The organism is Bradyrhizobium iriomotense (assembly GCF_018129405.1).
Lineage (GTDB): Bacteria > Pseudomonadota > Alphaproteobacteria > Rhizobiales > Xanthobacteraceae > Bradyrhizobium > Bradyrhizobium iriomotense_B.
Genome location: NZ_JAFCLP010000001.1, coordinates 556,290 through 576,511 on the forward strand (window position 1 = coordinate 556,290; position 20,222 = coordinate 576,511).

The 20,222-nt window shown below is 63.4% G+C and carries 15 protein-coding genes; 4 read left to right on the forward strand and 11 right to left on the reverse strand.

What is annotated here, in order from left to right; translation table 11 throughout:
* Positions 1-105 precede the first annotated feature (105 nt).
* On the reverse strand, positions 106-339 hold the full coding sequence (locus tag JQ592_RS02345; protein WP_166817451.1) for a hypothetical protein: 234 nt from the start codon (positions 337-339) through the stop codon (positions 106-108).
* A 460-nt stretch (positions 340-799) separates the two neighbouring features.
* Here JQ592_RS02345 and JQ592_RS02350 point away from each other — a divergent pair, with 460 nt between their 5' ends.
* Together JQ592_RS02350 and JQ592_RS02355 are read left to right on the forward strand one after the other, a co-directional pair.
* On the forward strand, positions 800-1,297 hold the full coding sequence (locus tag JQ592_RS02350) for a hypothetical protein (protein ID WP_100230170.1): 498 nt from the start codon (positions 800-802) through the stop codon (positions 1,295-1,297).
* A 92-nt stretch (positions 1,298-1,389) separates the two neighbouring features.
* On the forward strand, positions 1,390-2,235 hold the full coding sequence (locus JQ592_RS02355; protein ID WP_211401299.1) for a hypothetical protein: 846 nt from the start codon (positions 1,390-1,392) through the stop codon (positions 2,233-2,235).
* A gap of 20 nt (positions 2,236-2,255) precedes the next feature.
* On the opposite strand, the gene JQ592_RS02360 is transcribed toward JQ592_RS02355, so the two are convergent.
* From JQ592_RS02360 to JQ592_RS02380, 5 genes are all read right to left on the reverse strand, one after another.
* Positions 2,256-3,038 (reverse strand): class I SAM-dependent methyltransferase, encoded by a 783-nt coding sequence (locus tag JQ592_RS02360; protein WP_211401300.1) that lies wholly within the window; start codon positions 3,036-3,038, stop codon positions 2,256-2,258.
* Positions 3,039-3,113: 75 nt separating this feature from the next.
* Positions 3,114-5,480: an efflux RND transporter permease subunit gene (locus tag JQ592_RS02365; protein WP_211401301.1), complete on the reverse strand. Its 2,367-nt coding sequence runs from the start codon at positions 5,478-5,480 to the stop codon at positions 3,114-3,116.
* 206 nt (positions 5,481-5,686) lie between these two features.
* The gene (gene eutC / locus JQ592_RS02370) at positions 5,687-6,472 is read right to left on the reverse strand and encodes an ethanolamine ammonia-lyase subunit EutC (RefSeq protein ID WP_211401302.1); all 786 of its coding nucleotides are present in this window, start codon (positions 6,470-6,472) and stop codon (positions 5,687-5,689) included.
* On the reverse strand, positions 6,469-8,055 hold the full coding sequence (locus tag JQ592_RS02375; RefSeq protein WP_211401303.1) for a B12-binding domain-containing radical SAM protein: 1,587 nt from the start codon (positions 8,053-8,055) through the stop codon (positions 6,469-6,471). Before JQ592_RS02375 ends, eutC begins: the two co-directional genes overlap by 4 nt.
* A gap of 155 nt (positions 8,056-8,210) precedes the next feature.
* On the reverse strand, positions 8,211-9,593 hold the full coding sequence (locus JQ592_RS02380; protein WP_211401304.1) for an ethanolamine ammonia-lyase subunit EutB: 1,383 nt from the start codon (positions 9,591-9,593) through the stop codon (positions 8,211-8,213).
* A 223-nt stretch (positions 9,594-9,816) separates the two neighbouring features.
* Between JQ592_RS02380 and JQ592_RS02385 the strand changes: the two genes are divergently transcribed.
* Positions 9,817-11,556 carry a methyl-accepting chemotaxis protein gene (locus JQ592_RS02385; RefSeq protein ID WP_211401305.1) on the forward strand — a complete coding sequence of 580 codons (1,740 nt, stop codon included), beginning with the start codon at positions 9,817-9,819 and terminating at the stop codon, positions 11,554-11,556.
* A gap of 22 nt (positions 11,557-11,578) precedes the next feature.
* On the opposite strand, the gene JQ592_RS02390 is transcribed toward JQ592_RS02385, so the two are convergent.
* Positions 11,579-13,027, reverse strand: a complete 1,449-nt coding sequence (locus JQ592_RS02390; RefSeq protein ID WP_211401306.1) for a hypothetical protein — start codon at positions 13,025-13,027, stop codon at positions 11,579-11,581.
* Between the two features lie 512 nt (positions 13,028-13,539).
* A complete protein-coding gene (locus tag JQ592_RS02395) occupies positions 13,540-15,039 on the reverse strand; it encodes a hypothetical protein (protein WP_211401307.1) in 1,500 nt (499 codons plus the stop codon).
* Between the two features lie 427 nt (positions 15,040-15,466).
* On the opposite strand from JQ592_RS02395, the gene JQ592_RS02400 reads away from it, so the two are divergent.
* Positions 15,467-15,919, forward strand: coding sequence for a DoxX family protein (locus JQ592_RS02400; RefSeq protein ID WP_211401308.1), 453 nt, complete (start codon positions 15,467-15,469; stop codon positions 15,917-15,919).
* A 546-nt stretch (positions 15,920-16,465) separates the two neighbouring features.
* Here the strand turns inward: JQ592_RS02400 and JQ592_RS02405 are convergent.
* From JQ592_RS02405 to JQ592_RS02415, 3 genes are all read right to left on the reverse strand, one after another.
* A complete protein-coding gene (locus JQ592_RS02405; RefSeq protein WP_211401309.1) occupies positions 16,466-17,293 on the reverse strand; it encodes an ABC transporter substrate-binding protein in 828 nt (275 codons plus the stop codon).
* Positions 17,294-17,649: 356 nt separating this feature from the next.
* The gene (locus JQ592_RS02410; RefSeq protein WP_211401310.1) at positions 17,650-18,621 is read right to left on the reverse strand and encodes an ABC transporter substrate-binding protein; all 972 of its coding nucleotides are present in this window, start codon (positions 18,619-18,621) and stop codon (positions 17,650-17,652) included.
* A gap of 230 nt (positions 18,622-18,851) precedes the next feature.
* Positions 18,852-20,084, reverse strand: coding sequence for an acyl-CoA dehydrogenase family protein (locus tag JQ592_RS02415; RefSeq protein ID WP_211401311.1), 1,233 nt, complete (start codon positions 20,082-20,084; stop codon positions 18,852-18,854).
* Positions 20,085-20,222 lie beyond the last annotated feature (138 nt).

Here is a 20,222-nt window from a genome sequence, read left to right on the forward strand (position 1 = left end):
GGGAATACGGCCGCAAAACCAATCCTGTCTGTCGATGGCCGCCCCTTGCGGATCGGGCCCGAAAAAGGCGGCCCGGGGGCCGCCCTGGTGGGCCAATGGCCGAGCTTACTGGTTGTGGTTCTTCAGGACCTGGTCGCAGGCCTGGGAGATCTTGGCCCGGTTCTCCTTCAGGCAGGCCAGGACGGTGAAATCGCCCTGGTCGATGACCGGACGGCAGAACTTCTGCACATCGCGCGTGCAGGCCTTCTGCTCGGCGTCCGTGCCGCGCCCTTGCTGGGCGAACGCCGCCGTCGAAAGGGATGCCGACAGCAGGGTGAGAGCGACGAGAAGCTTACGCATTGTATTCCTTCATTCTGACGGCAGAATCGCACCGATCCCGGACAGCACTGGGCGGACGACCGGAACGGATTGTTCTGATGGCAAGTCGCCGCGGGGTAGCGGCCTCAGAGAAGGCACAAGCACTGGCAAATGCGGCCAAATTGGCGCCGCCCCCACCAAATCAGGTCTTCCCTGCGCCATCATTGGCAGATGTAAGGGATTGATACTACGTCATAATTCAGGAGGTGCGCATTTTACTGCACGGCTGTTGCAGCGCTGCATCTCTCCGCCCCGCCCTTTCGGCCAGAAACACGCCGAAACACGATAAATCGCATGGCTCCGGCCCCTCGCCGGCGCCCGGTGAACCGCCATATCTGGTCCTGGCGCGTTGAACCTGACACAGGCTCGGAACACTAAACCTTCGATATGGCGAGACGTCCTTAATCCTCTACGGACGTCGTTCCAAAACGGGATATTTGTGATGAAATTCTTTGGGCGATCTGGACTGGCAATCACTGCGGCCGGCGTTGGCGCTGCGCTGCTCTTCTCGGTTTCGGCAAGCCATGCACAGTCGTCCGGACCGTTTGCCGGCTTCGACGGCGCGTGGACCGGCACCGGCACGGTCTCGCTGTCCGACGGGTCCACCGAACGGATCCGCTGCAAGGCCGACTACAAGGTCGCCGGCAGCGGTCTCAGCCTCAAGCAGGCCCTGCACTGCGCGTCCGACAGCTACAAGTTCGACCTCACCAGCGACGTGACGAGCCAGGGCGACCGCATCTCCGGCAATTGGAGCGAGGCGAGCCGCAACATCTTCGGCAACCTCCAGGGCACCGCCGGCGGCGGCCAGATCGACGTGTTCGTCGAGGCCAACGGCTTTGCCGCCAATCTGTCGCTGCGCACCAACGGCACCAAGCAGACGGTGCAGATTTCTTCCAAGGGCGAGATCCGCGGCGTCAACATCACGATGACGAAGGGCTGACGCCTTTCTGGGCCGATGAGGAACACGCCCCCGGTTCTCCGCGAGCCGGGGGCTTTTTGCTGACATGAACTTGCCCGGTTGGACTTGCTGAGATGGACCCGATCCGCAGACATCTGCTCAAGGCCGCCGGGCTATTCGTGGCCAGTCGCGCCTTCGCCGACGATCAACCGCCAATCCAGCGGGGAACGAACATGCAGCCTTCGTCGGTGAAGCCACGTCACGTGCTCTGTTTCCTCGGCAAGAATGAAAGCCTGCTGCATCCGCCGAAAGCGATGGCCAAGACGATCGCCGATTTCGGCTTCGAGATCGACCGCACCTATTCGCAAGCCAAGCCAGATCCGCACATGGAGCGGTCGTTCGGCGTGTGCTGGGACCGCGTCTTCCCGAAAGCGTGGTCCGCGGCAGACGAAGCGGCCGTCGTCAATCACAAGGCGGTGCTCTACGTTCTGAGCCCGCCGATGGATCAGCAGAAGGCGACGGCCTATTCAGCAGCCGCCTTGCAGATCGTGGACGAGATGTTCGACGCGGGCGCCATCGCTGCGAAAGGCGAAAGCGCCGGCGTCGCCCACGGCGTTGCGCGGTGGCGCAGCCTCGCAGATCAGGCGCGCACGGGCGCAAAGACCGGCCAGGGCATCGGCATCACGCTCGCCCTCGCCAAAGCGTGTCGTCTTGCCTTCGCCAAGCGCCCGCTCGGCGGCGATCACTACTACGAGACCGTCGGCTATCACCTCGTCGGCCTGCCCGAGGTCTATGTCGCGAAATCGCGCGGCAATGAATGGTCCGCGGTGATGCTGATGGAGGAGATCGCCAACGCCATGGCCGAGCACGGCATCGAGGCGACGCTGCGCGACCGCAAGCTCACGCTCTCGCGCGAGCAGGACTACGCCGAGGACGACTTCAAGTTCAACCCGTACGGGATCGTCCGGATCGAGGCGTGAGTGCGAGGGCGGCGTTCTAGCTAGTCCTTGCGCGCGACGCATTCGCACCTGCATCGGAAATAGACCGCGTCCGGATCGCGTCCCCAGGCCTCCCATCCGGCAAGCGCAGCCTGAATCTCATCGTCCGTCGCGAGCCCCTTGCCCACGAGTTGCGGCCTAAGCCCGAGCAGGCTCCGCCGCGCATCGGCGACAGCCTCGCTGCGGCTCTCCGCATCGGCACTGTGGTTGACGTAGCTGGCGCCCGTCCAGACCGGCGTAAAGCCGTGGGCACGGAGAATGGAGCTCTGCCGCCGGCCGAAGCGTAGCGCCTGCGCATCATCGTGCTCATACCAGCGCTGCCAGAGATCGAGCGCGAGGCGCACGCCGTCGATCTCAGGGTGAAGAACATTGCCGCCGACATCGGCATCGCGGGTTGCGACGAGGCCACCCGGCTTCAGCACGCGTCGCGCTTCTGCCAGCGTTCGCGCCAGCACCGCCTGGCTTTGATGGTACAGCACCGCGTGAAAGAAAACGGCATCGAACGTTCCATCCTCGAACGGAAGCGCGGTCATATCGGCTTCGACGAAGGTCACGTTGGCAAGGCCAGCCTTCGCGGCAAGCTGATGGGCTGCGGCGATGGCCTTGGGCTCGATATCGACGCCGACGGCGTTTCCGACAATGCCTGCGAGCGCTGCGGTGATGGTCCCGGGTCCGCAACCGGCGTCGAGCAGGATCATGTCCGAGGTCAGGAACGGGACAAGAAAAGCGGCGCAATCGCCGCCGCGCTTCTGCTGAAACGCCACGATGGAGCTGTCGTGCCGCATTGGCTGCATCCTCGGCCGGAACTCCGGCGCAGTCGTTCAGACTGCGCCGATTCCATGTCCGACTGATGAAGCCGCTCAGATCGCCGGCTTGTCCGTGCCCTGCAGCTTGCCGTGCAGGTTGATCAGCCACATCGCCGTCGGCCTGAGGATGAAGAGGTCGGCGACGAGCGCCATGACCATCGAGAAGGCGCTGAGCCAGCCGAACAGCCGCAGCGACGGCAGGTCGGAGAACACGGTGACGACGAGGCCGCAGGCCAGCACCACCGTGGTCAGGATCAGCGCAGGTCCGACCAGCACGGTCGCCCGCTCCACCGCGAGCGCCGAGCCGACGCCCGGCTTGCTCTCGAGCCTCAGGCGATTGAGGAAGTGGATGGTGGCGCTGAGCCCTAAGCCGAACGAGACTGTGAGCGCGACGACGCTGGCGAATTGCAGCCCCTCGCCCATCGCCCACAGCACCGTGCCCGACATCACCACCGGGAAGATGCCCGGCAGGATGCAGGCGAACATCACGACCCAGGAACGGAAGGCAAGGCCGATGAAGATCGCGACCAGCGCGAATTCGACGGTGAGGCCGCGGTTCAGCTTCTCGATCATGCTGGCCGAGTTGCGCGCCGCAATGGCGGCAAGACCGGTCACCGCGATCTCGTAGCCAGGATGCTTCTTGCGGACGGCGCCAAGCTCGGAATCGAGCTTGTCGACGATCGGCAGGAGCTGGCTGGAATCCTTGTCCGGCACGCGGCCGGCGACCACGACGGCATCCTGCTCGGCGTCGATGAAACGCCGCACCAGATGCTCGGGGATGACGCTGACATATTCCTTCAGCGTCGCGACGTCGGCGCTGCCGGCCTTTTCCGCGAGCCAGCGGCGCAGGGTCTCGAGCGACCAGACGTTGCCGACGCCGGCCGCCTTCTCCACCGTCGCGTGCACGTCAGCGATGGTCTGCAGCGTCTCCGGCGAATACAGCGATTCACCCTTGGGGAACGCGATCAGCACGTTGACGGGGTTGGCACCGGTGAGCTTGGCGTCGAGCCGGTCGCTGGCGGCGACCGCCTGGCGTTTGTCCGGCACCTGGTCGGCGAGCCGGTAGCGCGGCTCCAGATTGGCGTAGATGACGCCGAGGCCGCCGACGAACAGCACCGCGATCAGGCTGAACAGGCCGGGCCGGCCCACCATGCGCACCGCGATCCAGTAGCAGAAATTGCGCAGCGCCTGGACGCCGGCATCGGCGCCCTGGAACTTGACCGCAAAAACCTTCTCGTTGCGCACGAACAGCACGCCGAACACGGGCACCAGCGACAGCACCGCGACCAGCGCGATGATGGTGGCGGCCAGCCCCGCCTCGCCGAACTTGCGGATCAGGTCGGAGTCGGAGAATTGCAGCGCGATAAAGGAAATGCCGGCGGTGCCGTGCGTCAGCACGCAGGCCGGGCCCACCACCAGCACCGCGTTCTTGAACGCGGTGAACTTGTCCTGCCCGGCGATCAGCCGGTCGCGCGCGGCGAAGGTCAGCTGCATCGAGTCCGAGAAGCTGATGACCATGATGAGCGGCGTCATCACGTTCAGGAACATGTTGAGGTTGAAATTGGCCCAGCCGAGCGCGCCGAGCGCCAGCAGGATCGCGATCATCGGCGGGAACGCCGCCGCGATCATGAAGGAGATCTTGCGGAAGAAGATGATGGCGATGATGCAGCCGGCGAGAATGCCGAGGATGTTGTAGGTGAGCCCGTCGCGCTCGACCGCGTTGCGGATCTCGAGCTGCATCACCGGCACGCCGGAGAGCTGCACGTTGAGCCCGGTGTCGCTGAGATCCTCCTTCATCAGCGCGCGGATGTCGCCGACGGTCTTGGTCAGCTTGCTGGAGGCGACCACTTCGGGATCGAGCGAGAGCACGATCAGCGCCAGCGTGCCGTCCTCCGACAGCAGCTTGCCGCGAATGATCTCGTTGTTCTTGACGGTCTCGATGAACTTGTCATAGGCCGCGCCCTCGGGCAGCTCGGGCGGGAACAACGCTGCCGGCAGCTTGCCCGGCGCCGGTGCCTGGCGCGCCGAGAACAGCGAGACGAGGCCGCGCGTGCCTTCGACCAGCTGCATGTCGGTGACGAAATCACGCAGCTTCTCGAGGTTGTTGCGGGCCAGGAGGGTCTTCCCCTCGACCACCACGAGGACGTCGAATTCCTCGGCCGGGAACTTCTTCGTCACCTCTTCATACTGCTTGAATTCGCGTGTGTCGGAACGGAACAGCTGCGACAGCGAATCGTCGATCTTGATCCGGTAGATGCCGAACACGGCGCCGACAATCAGGGCGAGCAGAACGATGCAGGAGACGATCGGGGCCCGGACGGCGACCAGCCCGAGCCGCTCCAGCCCGAAGGCGATGGAGGACGCAGGTCCCTGCTCGACCTTGTCGACATGAACCTCATTCTCGCGGTGCTTTTCGAGCATGCCTTTTCCAGTTCCTAAATCGGCTCGGTCTTGTGAGCTTATTGCGCCCCGCGAACGGCTTGAAAACGCCATACCAATGGGAGGCTTGTCCCTTGAAAACGCGCGGAAAATCGCCGGCAGCGGTTTAGCAGGTCAAAAGGCCTTTTCGCAAGCAGGCGAAGTGTGGCCGAATCGATCAAGATACGGCGATTTTGCCGGAATGCCCGTCATTCGGGCAGAGCTGTGCCAATTCGGCGCGGCGCCCGGTCAGCGCTCTCGTCCTTCAGCGCCACGCCGGTGACCTCCCGGGCCAGGCCCTCGCGGATGAGCCAGGCGATCTTGAAGGCGGCCTCGCCATGGCTCAACCCAGCCTTGTGGATGTTCGACACGCAATTTCGCTCGGCATCGGTGCGGCCCGGCTTCGGCGAGAAGGTGAGATAGGCGCCGAGACTGTCGGGCGCGGACAGGCCGGGCCGTTCACCGATCAGCATCACGACCATGCGCGCGCCGAGAATCGCGCCGATCTCGTCGCCGAGCGCGACGCGGGCGCCTGAGGCAACGACGACATGGCCGAGCGCGACAGCATCGCCCTCCGCGAGCAGCGGCAGCAGGCGCGCCACCAGCGCCACCGCATGGGCGTGGACCGCCGCCGCCGACAGGCCGTCGCCAATCACGAGCGCGAGCTGACATGGCCCGGTGATGCCTCGCGCGAGAGCTTCGGCGGAACCTGGATCGAGCTGCCGTCCGAGATCGGGCCGCCGCAGATAGTCCCTGCGATCGATCGCCTGGCTCCTCGCCTCGCTGACGTCGAGACCGAGCGCGCCGAGATCGGCGACCAGGCCCGGCGCATCGAAGGCCGCATGCACCGCATCGCGGGCACGGGCATGGTCCAGCGTGAAATCGAGCAGCGCTCGCGTCGGCACGCTCGCGCCGCTGCGCCCGAGCGCGACGCGCGCGGGCGTGAACGACCTGAGGTCAATGGTCGGGCGAGCCGGAACGGATTTGTCGCTCATTCGGCGGGAACGGCGGCCTCGCGCAGCCGGATCGAATAGTTCGAGGCGTTCTGCTTGCCGCTGGAGGCCGCGCGCGCGAAGGTGATGAGGTGATGCGCGATCGTGGCGCAGCCGATCAAGCCTTCGAGATCGCCGCGCTTGATGCGTCCCAGCGCAAACCTCCAGAACACGCGCTTGTAGTCGCCGAGCACACCGACCTTCCAGAAGATGTTGCGCAGCATGATGAGGCCGCGCCTGATATTGGGCCAGGTCTTCATCTCGTCCGGCACCGGCATCTTGAGACGGTGCACATAGACGTGGTCGCATTGATGCTGATAGCGCGCGTAGACCTTCTCGGGCGCGTAAGCGACCGCCATGGCGTGCTTCCAGGATGCGACGACCTCGTCATAGGGCAGCAGGAAGTCGACGTTGGAATCGCGCCCTTCGTCCTCGACCAGGCGGCCCTCGCGCTCCAGCCGGTCCCACAGCGGCGTCTTCGGCAGCGCCTGCAGCAGGTTGATGGTGAGCAGCGGAATCTGGGATTCCTCGACGAAGGCGAGCAGCGCCTCCGAGGTGTTCGGCTTGTCGGTGTCGAGCCCCATGATGATGCCGGACACCACCTCCATGCCGTAGGAGTTGATGGTGCGCACGCCTTCCAGGATCGGGACCATCATGTTGTGGTCCTTGTGCATCGCCTTCAACGCGTCGGGATCTGGCGTCTCGATGCCGCAGAAGATGGTGATGAAAAAGGCCTCGCGCATCTTCTCGAGAATCTCGGGCCGCTTGGCGATGTTGAGCGTCGCCTCGCAGGCGAGCCGCACCGCATAGCCGGTCTTCTTCTGCCATTCGATCAGGTGCGGCAGCAGATCCATCGCCGCCTTGCGGTTGCCGATGAAATTGTCGTCGACGAAATAGACCGTGTCGGTCATGCCGCATTCGCGCAGGCGGTCGAGCTCGGCGATGATCTGCTCCGGCGTCTTGATGCGCGGATTGCGGCCGTAGAGGCCGGGGATGTCGCAGAACTCGCACTGATAGGGACAGCCGCTGGAATACTGGATGCTGCCGAGGAAGTATTTCTTCACGTCGGCAAGCTCGTAGGCCGGGATCGGGAATTCCGTCATCGGCACCCGGTCCTTGGTGGTGAGGACCACCTGTTCGTCAGGACGCGAGGTGTCGCGCGACAGGATCTCGATCAGCTGGTTGGTGGCATCGCCGAGCTCGCCGACATGGAGATAGTCGAACGACGGATAATAATCCGGGCAGGCGCTGACGGAAGGACCGCCGAGCGCGACCGGCAGATCGAACTCATGGGCGCGGCGGCAGATGTCGTTCATCTGCTGGCGCTGGATGTGCATGCCGCTGACGAAGACGGCTTCCGCCCATTCGAACTCCTCCCTGGTCGTGCGGCGGAGGTTCTCGTCGACGAATTTGACCTGCCAGTCTTTCGGCAGGTAGGCGGAGATCAGCAGCAGGCCCTGCGGCGGCATGAAGGCGCGGACGCCGTCGGTCAGGGGATAGGAATGCTCGAACGTACCGAACGAGGACGTGTAGCGCGGAAATACGCAGAGAATCCGCCGGGACGTACCGTTGTTTTCAGCTCGCATCTAAGCTCCCCCGCCACGCTAGACCTGGTTGCGGAAATTGCCAGCCAGACGCATAGCGTAATGCCGTCGCCGGAATTTCTCAATATTGTGGCATGAGCATAATTCCGAAGGGGACCAATGGTTTCCCGGGGGGACCGCAGGCGACTCCGGCCGCGTCACGCGATCAGCCGCGAGGCGAAATCGGGCAGCAGCCCTGCATCGCCGGCCAGGCGGAAATCGGCGCCCGCGATGCCCGACTGCACCAGCCAGTCGTCGAATTCCGGCGCGCGGCGCAAGGCGAAGACGTCGCGGACATAGAGCGCGTCGTGAAAAGACGTGGACTGGTAGTTCAGCATGACGTCGTCGGCGCCGGGCACGCCCATGATAAAGGTGACGCCGGCAGCCGCAAGCAGCGTCAGCAGATTGTCCATGTCGTCCTGGTCCGCCTCGGCATGGTTGGTATAGCAGATGTCGATCCCTAGCGGCAGGCCGAGCAGCTTGCCGCAAAAATGATCCTCCAGCCCGGCGCGGATGATCTCCTTGCCGTCGTAGAGATATTCCGGGCCGATGAAGCCGACCACGCTGTTAACCAGGAGCGGCGCAAAGGCGCGCGCGACCGCATAGGCGCGGGCCTCGCAGGTCTGCTGGTCGACGTCGTGATGGGCACCCGCCGACAGCGCGGAGCCTTGGCCCGTCTCGAAATACATCACGTTCTGCCCGACCGTGCCGCGCCTCTGCGACAGCCCGGCCGCCTGTCCCTCCTTCAGCAGCGCGAGGTCGATGCCAAAACTGCGGTTGGCGGCCTCGGTGCCCGCGACCGACTGGAAGACGAGATCGACCGGCACGCCCTGCCCGATCAGCGACAGCGTCGTCGTGACATGGGTGAGCACGCAAGCTTGCGTCGGAATCTTCAGCCGCGCGATGATCTCGTCGAGCAGCCGCAGCAACTGGGCAATGACGGCCGGATCGTCGCTCGCCGGATTGATGCCGATGCAGGCATCGCCGGCCCCCAGCAGGATGCCGTCGAGGATCGAGGCGGTGATGCCCCTGGCGTCGTCGAACGGATGGTTCGGCTGCAGCCGCGTGCTCATCCGCCCCTTCAGGCCGATGGTGTTGCGGAAGGCGGTGGTGACCTCGCATTTCCGCGCCGCCAGGATCAGGTCCTGGTTGCGCATCAGTTTTGACACGGCCGCCGCCATCTCCGGGGTGATGCCGGGTGCCAGCTTGCGCAGGATGTCGGGCGTTGCAGCATCGGACAGCAACCAGTCGCGGAAAGCCCCGACGGTCAGCGATGCCACCGGCGCAAAGGCTCTTGCGTCATGGCTGTCGATGACGAGGCGGGTGACCTCGTCGGTCTCATAGGGAATGACGGCTTCCTGCAGGAACTGCCCGAGCGGCACATCCGCCAGCGCCATCCGCGCCGCGATCATCTGCTCGGAGCTGGCAGCGGCAATTCCGGCCAGCCGGTCGCCGGAGCGCGGCGGGGTCGCCTTGGCGAGCAGGTCGCGCAGATCGGGGAAAGTGTAGGCCGTGGCGTCGATGGTGTGGCGGTAGACCAAGGGGCCTCTCCGGGGTTCGTCGGCCAACGGCCGACTCCAGGACTATCCTGAAACTATACGTTGGGATCAAGACGCTGAAATATCTTACTTTCTTTCGACCAAGGACGAAGGGAGCCAAGGGCCGCGTTAACGCAGCATCCATCTTCGTTTCGCATAGTTTTGCATCAATTCCGCACGACCCCGCTCACCGGCCGCTTCAGGCCATTCCGGGCCCCTGAACACCATGACATCCGACCGATCTGGGAATGCCGCCACCCTGGCAGGCCGCTTTACGCTTGCCACCAAGCTCTACGCGATCTTCGCGCTGTTTGCGCTGCTGACGGCGGCGATCGCGATGCTGTCCGACTACAACAGCCGCCGCAGCGCCGACCTGACCAGCGCGATCGAGACGGCGAATGCGGCCGCGCTGAACGTCGAGCGGGTCAACTCGCTGGTCTATGCGGTGGTGATGGAATCGCGCGGCGTCTACATGTCGACCGAGCCGGCGGTGGTGAAGAAATACGGCGAGGGCCTGCTCAAGTTCAACGCCCAGATCCTCGACGTCGTGAAGCGCTGGGAGACCATCGTCAAGGCCGACGATGCCGAGCAGTTCGCAACCTTCAAGAAGCGCATCGAGCAGTTCGTCGAGTTCCGCAGGGAGCTGGTGCGTCGCGGCGTCGAGATCAACGCGGCCGCGGGCCGCGAATGGGGCGACAACGACGCCAACCGCGCGGTGCGCTCGGCGCTGAACAAGGATCTCGAGGCGCTGTCCAAGGTCTATGCCGAGCGCGCCCGGCAGATCGCCCAGCAAACCGAGACCAACCGCACCCTGTCCTTCGTCCTGACCTGCCTCGGCGGCGTGGCGCTGACGCTGGTCGTGATCGGCATCGTCATCATCGCCCGTTCGATCGCCCGGCCGCTCGCCGCGATCACCGCGACCATCAAGCAGGTCGCCGACGGCGCCGACAACGTCGTGGTGCCGCACTCCCACCGTGCCGATGAGATCGGCGCACTCGCCCGCGCGATCCAGGTGTTCCAGGACGCGATGGGACGCAACCGCAACCTCGCCTCCCAGGTCTCACAGGACTCCGCCGCGCGCGAGGCGCGAGCCCGCCATATCGAGCAATCCGTCGAGGCATTCCGCGAGGCGATCGGCGCGATCATGCGCGGCCTCGGCGACAACGCCGCCGTCATGCGCGAGACTGCGCAGACCATCACCCGCGTCACCGCGGATGCGAGCAGCCGCGCCGGCACGGCGGCGAACGCCACCGAGCAGGCCTCGCACAACGTCACGGCGGTCGCGGGAGCGGCCGAGGAGCTGTCGGCCTCGGTCGAGGAGATCGGCCGCCAGGTGCGGCAGAGCGCCGGCGCGGTCGAGCAGACCGGCCAGCGCACCGAGAAGTCGATCGCGGAGATCGAGAGCCTCGCCGCCGCCACCCAGCGCATCGACGGCGTGCTCAGCCTGATCCAGGCGATCGCCGAGCAGACCAATCTGCTCGCGCTCAACGCCACCAGCGAGGCCGCACGTGCCGGCGATGCCGGCCGCGGCTTTGCCGTCGTTGCCCACGAGGTCAAGGCGCTGGCGGGACAGACCGCGAAGGCGACCGCCGACATCAGCGAGAACGTCGCGATGATCCAGGCCTCCACCCGCAACGCGGTCGACGCCGTGCGCGAGATCGGCGGCGCGGTGCGGGAGATCAACGAGGTCACGTCGGCCATTGCCGGTGCCGTCGGCCAGCAGGACCAGGCCACGCGCGAGATCTCGTCCAACGCGCAATCAGCCGCGCAAGGCAACGAGACCCTCGTCGCCAACATCACCTCGCTGCGCGACGCCATCGGCGAGACCGACACGGCGGCTTCGTCCGTGCTGACGGCGGCGAGCAGCCTGACCGAGACCGCGGAGACGCTGTCGCGGGAGGTGGAGACGTTCTTCCAGAACCTGCGCGCGGGGGCGGCGGACGGTCGTATCGCCAGGGCGGGATAGCGGCGCCTCCACCGCTCCCAGGTCAGCGGCGGGCTCGCTGCAATATTCGAACGCGGCCGCCGGCATCCTCGACTTCACGATAATGGCTCAGTTCCACCTTGAGCTCGGGATCCGAATTGGCCCAGGCCAGCCAATCGAACGGGACCGAACTCAGCAGATAGGTATCCACGAGGATCACATCCGGACGACCGCTTCGCAGGTCCGCCAGCAACTGCCGCCGCTCGAAATTGACGATGCCGTCGAGTTTTGCCCGCTCGCCTTGAGCGAGCTGCGAGCTCTTCTGTTGCAGTATCGCGCCGGCCGCCAACAGTTGCACACAGGAGTTGCCGACCCAGGTCCCATTGATCTGACGAACGAGCGGATGCCCCAGAGCGACGTGATCGCCAATCGTGATCAGCCGCGGGGGCTTTGCAAGAGCCTGGATACGCCCCTCCAACGGCGGAAACGGCCGGATCTGCAGCGACAAGCAGGACCCGAGATACACAATGGCAGCAAGACCGCAGATTGTGACCGGCAGCCGCAACGTCTTTGTGCGAACATGCAGCAACGGCGCGGCAATCGCAAACATGCAAAGCGCAAATGCCGTGTATGTCCAGCCCTTGCCCTGGAGAACGAAACTCGCGGCTCCGCCAACCGCTGCGGCGAGCCACGGGGTCGCGTCGCCGCCCAATTTGAAGTCCTGCGGAGCCAACAGGCGCAGAAACGCGATGGAAGCCGCTATCATGATGATCGGGAAAGGAAGCAAACCGTCCAAATCCAGCCTCAACGGCAGATAGGCGGCGGTGACCATCGGGGCATAGGTAAAAAGATAAGCGGGAAAGACGATGACCAGCACCGCCCCGTAGCCGATGACGACAGCAGCGGCCGCACACGCTTCGGCAGTGAACAAGGGCCTGAGAGAACGTTGGCGGAAGGCGCTGAGGACGATGGGAAGGCCTGCCACGAGAGCAAGGTGGGGCTTGATGCTCATGGCCAGCCCGGCACCCAGTCCTGCCAGGACCGCAACCGGTCCGGGAGCAAGACCGCGCCAGCGGATCGCAGTGACGGCGACAAAAGGGGTCAATGCAATGACGGCTATGTGTTCACGTTGTCCGAATACGGCGCTCGGAAAAATTGCGAGCAGAAACGCGAGCAGGCAGGTTGAAATACGTCTCTCTTCAGCTCCGAACTTTGCCGTCGCAGCGGCGCCATCGATCACAAGAAGCGCGCCAACGATCTCGATCATCACCAGGATGATCACGATGATCTCGGGCGCAATGCCGGTTATTCGCGCCAGCATCGTTGCCGGCATGTACAGGTAGACCGATAGCGGCGGATTCAGCTCGAAGACGTCGACCCCAAGCTTGCCGCCATCCAGAACTTTCTCGCCTTCAGTCAGCAGGCAGCCCAAATCCGCGTTAAGAACGACCGGTATTTGAACAAGCAAGGCCGTCAGGAGGATCGCGGCCACGATAATCCAACGCTGCTTCATGCCGTAGCTGCTTCCAGGCATAGTCCAGGGCTGACCGCCTCCTCCGACTCGGCAAAAGCGCTCCCGTCGCGCGGAAGCGGCCTGCTCTCTATCAACCTGCATAAACCGGCAAGATGCAGACAGCGCCACTCTCAATCACTAGTCGTTACTATTGTCCTACAATAATCTGAAACAATATTGCTTCACGGCCGAAGCGCCGGAGCTCCCGTCGCTTCGCTCCGGGGATTGCAGGACGGTCGCCTCGACGCGGACGCGGCCTGTAAAGTCGTCGGCCGCTCACGCTCACACATAAGCAACGGGAGGCGCTGCAGCGCATCATGCGCCCGCCGGCTGGCTTCGACTGCTGACCTTCGCCTTCGAGCCACAAGCGGAAGCAGCCCCGACCATCGTGGCTCTAGCCGTGTAAGGGAAATCTCCATCGCGGAGCCCGCGTCCGTCAAAAGCCCGGACTTGGTCGCAGAAAACTCTTTCCGGGACCGCCTATTCAATCACCTCATCATGGCGATTGGGCGCTACTGCGCACCTTCCCCGCCCTCGATGCGCCGAGCAAGAGTGGATTGTCGCTCCGGTCTCGATCGGTCGACGAATATTCGAACACGGCCGACATCTTCGACTTCACGATATCGACGCAACTCCATTTCGAGTTCGGGATCTGCATTGGCCCAAGCCAGCCAATCGAACGGGACCGAACTCTGCAGATAGGTATCCACGAGAATCACGTCAGGTCGACCGTTTCGCAGGTCTGCCAACAACTGCCGCCGCTCGAAATGGATGATGCCGTCGAGTCTTGCTCGCTCTACCCGGGTTGGCTGTGAGCTGCTCTGGGCCAAGATTGCACCGGCCGTCAGCAGCTGGGCACACGAACTGCCCACCCAGGTCCCATCGATCTGGCGGACGAGCGGATGCCCCAGCGCGATGTGATCGGTCATCGCGAGCAGCCTCGGATGCTTTGCAAGTGCCTGAATGTGCGGCTCCAGCGGCGGAAACTCGCGGACCGACAAGGACAAGCAGAATCCGATGAGCACAACGCCGGCAAAACCGCCGATCCTGACCGACGCCGGCAACGTCCTGGTGCGAACATGCAGCAACGGTGCGGCAATCGCGAACACGCAAAGCGCATACAGCGTGTAGGTCCAGCCCTTGCCTTGGAGAACGAAACTCGCGGCTCCGCCAATGGCCGCTGCCAGCCACGGGGTTGCGTCGCCTCCCATTCTGAGGCCTTGCGGAGCAACCTGGCGCAGAAACATAATGGAAGCAGTTATCACGACGATCGGGAAAGGAAGCAGGCCCGCTAAATCCCTCCTCATTGGCAGATAGGCGGCAGCGACCATCGGGGCATGGGTCAACAGATAATCGGGAAAGATGACAACGAGCACCGCCCCATAACCGATGACGACAGCGGCGGCTGCACACGCTTCAGGGGTGAACAACGGCCTGAGGGAACGTTGGTGAATGGCGCAAAGGATGATCGGAAGGCCTGCCACGAGAGCAAGCTGCGGCTTGATGCTGATGGCCAGCCCGGCACTCAATCCTGCCAGGACTGCGACCGGTCCGGGGGAAAAGCGACGCCAGCGAATGGCAGTGACGGCGACAAGGGGAGTCAGTGCGATGACGGCTATGTGTTCACGTTGCCCGAATACGGCGCCGGGGAGGACTGCGAACAAGAAAGCGAGCAGGCATGTCCATATACTTCGCTCTTCGGCACCCAGCTTCGCCGACGCCGCGGCGCGATCGATCACGACAAGCGAGCCGATGATCTCGATCATCACCAGGACGATCACGATGATCTCGGGCGCAATGCCGGTCCATCGCGCAAGCTGCGCCGCCGGCATGTACAGGTAGATCGATAGCGGCGGATTCAGTTCGAAGAGATCGACCCCCAACCTCCGGCCATCCAGAATTTGCTCTCCTTCAGAAAGCAGGCAGCCCAAATCCGGGTTGAGAACGACCGGTATTTGAACGAGCAGGGCCGTCAGGAGGATCGCGGCCACGATAATCCAACGCTGATTCATGCCGTAGCTGCTTCCAGGCATATTCCAGGGCTGACCGCTCCCTCCGACGTCGGCAAAAGCCCTCTCGTCGCGCGGAAGCGGCCTGCTCTCATTCAATTTGCGTAAACCCGCAAGGTGCAGGAGGCGCTACTTTCAATCGATAGTCGTTACTATTGTCCTACAATAATCTGAAACAATATTGCTTCACGGCTCAAGCGCCGGAGTTCCCGTCGCTTCGCTCCGAGGATTGCGGACGGCCGCCTCGCCAAGACGGAGTGACGACGCGGACCCGGCCTGCGAAGTCGTCGACAGCTCGCGCTCTCACAAGCAAAAGCAAAGGGAGGCGCTGCAGCGCATCATGCACCCGCCCGGCGCCCTTCATGCGGTTCGCCGATCGTGATAGGATCATCGACATTCAGGTGCCGTCCTCAGCGATAAGGCAGCCACCATGTTATTTCGCTCCCCCTGGGCTACATCTGCGATCGACAAGTTCGCCACCGGCAATGCCGACCTGCTGATCCTGGTCGGCCGCATCCTGCTGGCCTGGGTCTTCGTCGGCAGCGCGTACGGCGCGCTTACCAACTTCAGTGGCTCAGTCGGCTATTTCCGGTCGCTGAACGTTCCCGCGCCCGTGCTGTTCACAACCTTCACCGTCGCGCTGGAAATAGTGATGTCGGCTTGTCTGATCCTCGGCGTTGGCACGCGCTACTGCGCAATCGTGATGTTTCTGTTCGTATTGTCGGCGACCGCAATCGGACACCGCTACTGGGAATATCCCGCCGGAGCGCAACAGATCGGGCAGTACAATCATTTCCTGAAGAACATAACGATCATGGGCGGCGCTCTGCTGATCTTCGTCACCGGGGCGGGCCGGTTCTCCCTCGATCGGAGACTGGGCTAGCAGCGGCGTTCGTTTCAGCATCTTCCCTGGTGTGCAGCCGATAACCCTACCGAACTTGCCTGGAATCGCGGCGCAAGCGTCTTCGCCGCTCGCAGAGCTGCGAGTGCGTCAGGCAACACGATGTGGCCTTGAAGAAAGGCCGTTACCGCATCACTTCGCTCTTAGCCTGAAAGCAACCCCGAGCAGATGGCCGAGGCGTTTCGAGAGAGGCTTCAAGCGCTCACTCATGATCCTGAAGAGAAGCATCAGCCACGTCGCCAGCGCGGCACACCACAACAGGCTTTCCAATGTCTCGGGCATGAAGGCCCCCCTTAAAAACAATTACTTGAAATACGAGCAGTGTTGCCGAACCGAACCGGCGCGGCAAGCCCTCCAAAAAGTGGCAAGTCGCCAAAACACTCGGAACAGCCGTCGCGATGAATATTCGCCAAGACCCCGGCGACCGGGTGCGCGCCACCGAGGCGATGAACGAGCGGCAGTCGGCTACCGTTTAAGCTCCGCCGTTCGATGATTGGGTCCCAGTTGGGTCAAAAGCCCGGCCCGAAATCATTCGATCACCTCGTCGGCACGAGCAACGAGGATCGACGGCAGCTCAATTCTTATGGCGCGTGCCGTCGCGATATTCAGGACGAATTCGTATTTCGAAGCCTGTTCCACTGGAAGGTCGCCCGGCTTTGCTCCCTTCAATATCTTGTCGATGTAGAAGGCGACATACCGATACATGTCATTGAAATTTGGGCCATAGCTCATGAGTCCGCCCGCCTCCACGTTGGCTCTATTTGCGAACATCGTCGGCAATTGGTATTTGATGCCTAACTCCGCAAGAGCGCGCCGGCGGGTGTTTGTGACCGGGGACGATGGCACGAGCACCGAATTGACTTTCTCACTCACCATCAGGTCAAAGGCTCGAACAAAATCATCAGCTGTTCTGATTGGTGCGCCGACCAACGTAATGCTTTTGCGCGCGGCTGTTTCTTCAAGCGCGGATACTACGCGCACGTGGGTTGGCGTCGTGGAATTCCACATGACACCCACTCGCGGTGGGCCAGGTATCGCTTCGGCGAGAATCTCCAGTCCTTTGGCAGACATTTCAGTGAGCACCATCGACACACCAGTTACATTGCCGCCTGGCCGCGCAAGACTTGCCACGTGTCCAATACCAACCGGATCGGCGTGCTGTGCAAACACGATGGGAATCGTTTTCGTGGCCTGGAGCGCTGGCTCAACTTGAGTCGATGCAGGGGCAATGATTATGTCCACATTCAAACGCGATAGTTGCTCCGCAAATTCACGCAGCTCAGAAACATCAGCGGCCCATCGAAACTCCACCAGTAAGTTGCGCCCTTCCAAGTACCCGAAGCGCTTCAGCCCCATGCGCAAAGCTCCGATCTGATCCCTCCAGTCTGCGGCCTGCCCCAGACCAAGAAATCCGATGCGTGGTACCCTCGATGTCGGTTGTGCCGCTCCTTCCAAGGGCCACACCGCTGCACCAAGCGCCATTGCAATGAATTGTCGCCGCCGCATGTCTCGCCCCGAAGCACTGGAGATGGCTCGCAAATCCTCGCTACCCTCAGACTATTAGCATATGGGCACCGCTCCTGGCAGGTTCGCCAGGAATCAATCGCGCCGGCCCGCGCCTGATCACGACAATTCCGGTTCGCCCGCGGCCCCCGACAGGTTGCAGCGCCGCACCGACTGGCGCGAAGGGCCAATAAGCGGCGTCAGAGTGCCTACTCGATCACCACATCGGCGCGCGTCAGCACGGTCGGTGGCATGTTGATGCCGAGTGCTTTGGCGGTCTGGAGGTTTATGACAAGTTCGTACTTGGTCGGCCGTTCGACCGGCAGATCGCCAGGTTTCGCCCCCTTGAGAATCTTGTCGACAAGGGCCGCAGACCGGCGAAACTGATCTGGCAAGTCAGTCCCGTAGCTCAAGAGGAAGCCCGCTTCCGCGTATTCCCTCACGGCAGAGATTGCTGGCAGCCGGTTTCTGACGGCCATCACGCCAATCAGGCCGCGATGGTTGAACAGCACTCCATCGCTCAGCACGACGAGCACCTGCGCGCGTTCCCTCACCATGGTCGCGAACGCTTGTTCAAGCATGTCCGGGCCGCGCGCCTCGGCCGGGACAAGCGTCAACCCCAGCGCTTGGGCAGCTTCCCGCAACGACGCCAGCCGGTCTTGATTGGGCGCAAAGTCCGGATTCCACAGAATGCCCACACGCGAGAGGTTCGGCAGAGTGTCCTTCAGAAATTCGAGCCGCTTGCCGTTGATCTCATCGCCGGGCTCCGAGCTGAACCCAGTGACATTGCCACCCGGGCGCGCCAGACTAGCGACAAGCCCGGCACTGACCGGCTCAGCACTGTTGGCCATCACGATCGGGATCGTCCGGGTCGCCTTCATGGCCGCAACCGTGGTCGCATTGGTCCCGGACACGATGACGTCCACGCCGAGCCCGACCACCTCTGTGGCAAGTGCGGCCAGCCGCCCCATGTCTCCGTCGGCAAAGCGGTACTCGATCACGACATTCTCGCCAGCTCGGTAGCCAAGGCTCCGCAGGCCCGCTTCGAAGGCTCCAACATTGCGAAGTGTTTGCTCCCGCGACGCGCTCGCGAGATAGCCGACCCTGTAGCGCCACCTTACCGGTTGCTGCGCACGCGCCCCGAACGGCCACGTCGCTGCCGCGCTGCCGATCAGCCCCATGAACTCGCGTCGTCTCATTGAGCACCGCGGAGGAAAGGCCCGTCAAGTCCAAAGCCTAGCACTTTGCGGCGAGACAGCTAGTGTGAGTGGGCAACTAATCGAATGTCCGAAGCTGCGTCCCTATGTCCGAGTTTGGTCGCAACCCGAAGTGCACAATTCCTTACCCTCATCTACTGCATTCCTCCAGGCGCACACCCATGAATGCACATCCTGGCACGGGGACAACACCTCTACCCCGCCATCACCCCGCCGCGCCTGATCAGTTCCTTCCCCAAGGCCGCCAGATGCACCTGGTCCGGCCCGTCGCCGATGCGGATGAAACGGGCGTAGACGTAAGCACGCGCGAGGAACGTGTCCTGCGAGACACCGGCGGCGCCGTGGATCTGGATGGCGCGGTCGATCACGCGGGCAGCCATGCTGGGGACCACGATCTTGGCGGCCGCGATCAAATCGCGCGCGGCCTTGTTGCCTTCGCGGTCCATCTTGTCGGCGGCCTGCAGGGTGAGCAGCCGCGCCTGCGCGATTTCGCAGAAGGAGTTTGCGATGTCCTCGCGCACCGAGCCCTGCTCGGCCAGCGGCTTGCCGAAGACGACGCGCGAGACCGATCGCCGGCACATCAATTCCAGCGCCCGCTGGGCGCAGCCGATCAGCCGCATGCAGTGATGGATGCGGCCGGGCCCGAGCCGGCCTTGTGCGATCTCGAAGCCGCGGCCTTCGCCGAGCAGGATGTTCTCGGCGGGCACGCGGACGTTGTCGTAGACGATCTCGGGATGACCGACCGGGGCGTCATCGTAGCCGTAGGTGAGCATGTCACGGACGATGCGCACCCCGGGTGTATTTCTGGGCACCAGGATCATGGATTGCTGGCGATGACGATCGGGATGGTCGGGCGCGGTCTTGCCCATCACGATCAGGATCTCGCAATCCTCGTTCATCGCGCCCGAGGTGAACCACTTTCGTCCGTTGATGACGTAATCGCCGCCGTCGCGTTTGATCTCGCACTGGATGTTGGTGGCATCGCTGGAGGCGACCTGCGGCTCCGTCATCGAGAAGCCGGAGCGGATGCGGCCCTCCAGCAGCGGCGTCAGCCAGCGCTCCTGCTGCGCCTTCGTGCCGTAGTTGGCGAGCACCTCCATGTTGCCGACATCGGGGGCCGAGCAGTTGAAGACCTCAGGCGCCCAGAGGATGCGGCCCATGATCTCCTTTACCGGCGCGTATTCGAGATTGGAGAGGCCAATGTTGTTAGGGTCTTGCCCGTGTTCGCCCGCCAGGAACAGGTTCCACAGCCCCTGCTCCCGCGCCAGCCGCTTCAGGTCCTGAAGCACCTGAGGCGTCCTGTAACGCGTGGCCTCCGGCTTCACCTGCTCGTAATAGAGCTCCTCAACCGGCTCGACATGCGCAAGCATGAACTGGCGGACGCGCTCCTGCAGCTCCAGCGAACGGGCGGAGTGGTGAAAGTCCATTTTAATCCTCCCGCTCGCCGACGCTCGCGTCAGTCCCGTAGGGTGGGCAAAGCGAAGCGTGCCCACGCGTTCTCTCGACAATCATCGATAGGTGGTGGGCACGGCGCAAGTGCGCCTTTGCCCACCCTACGATTCCGA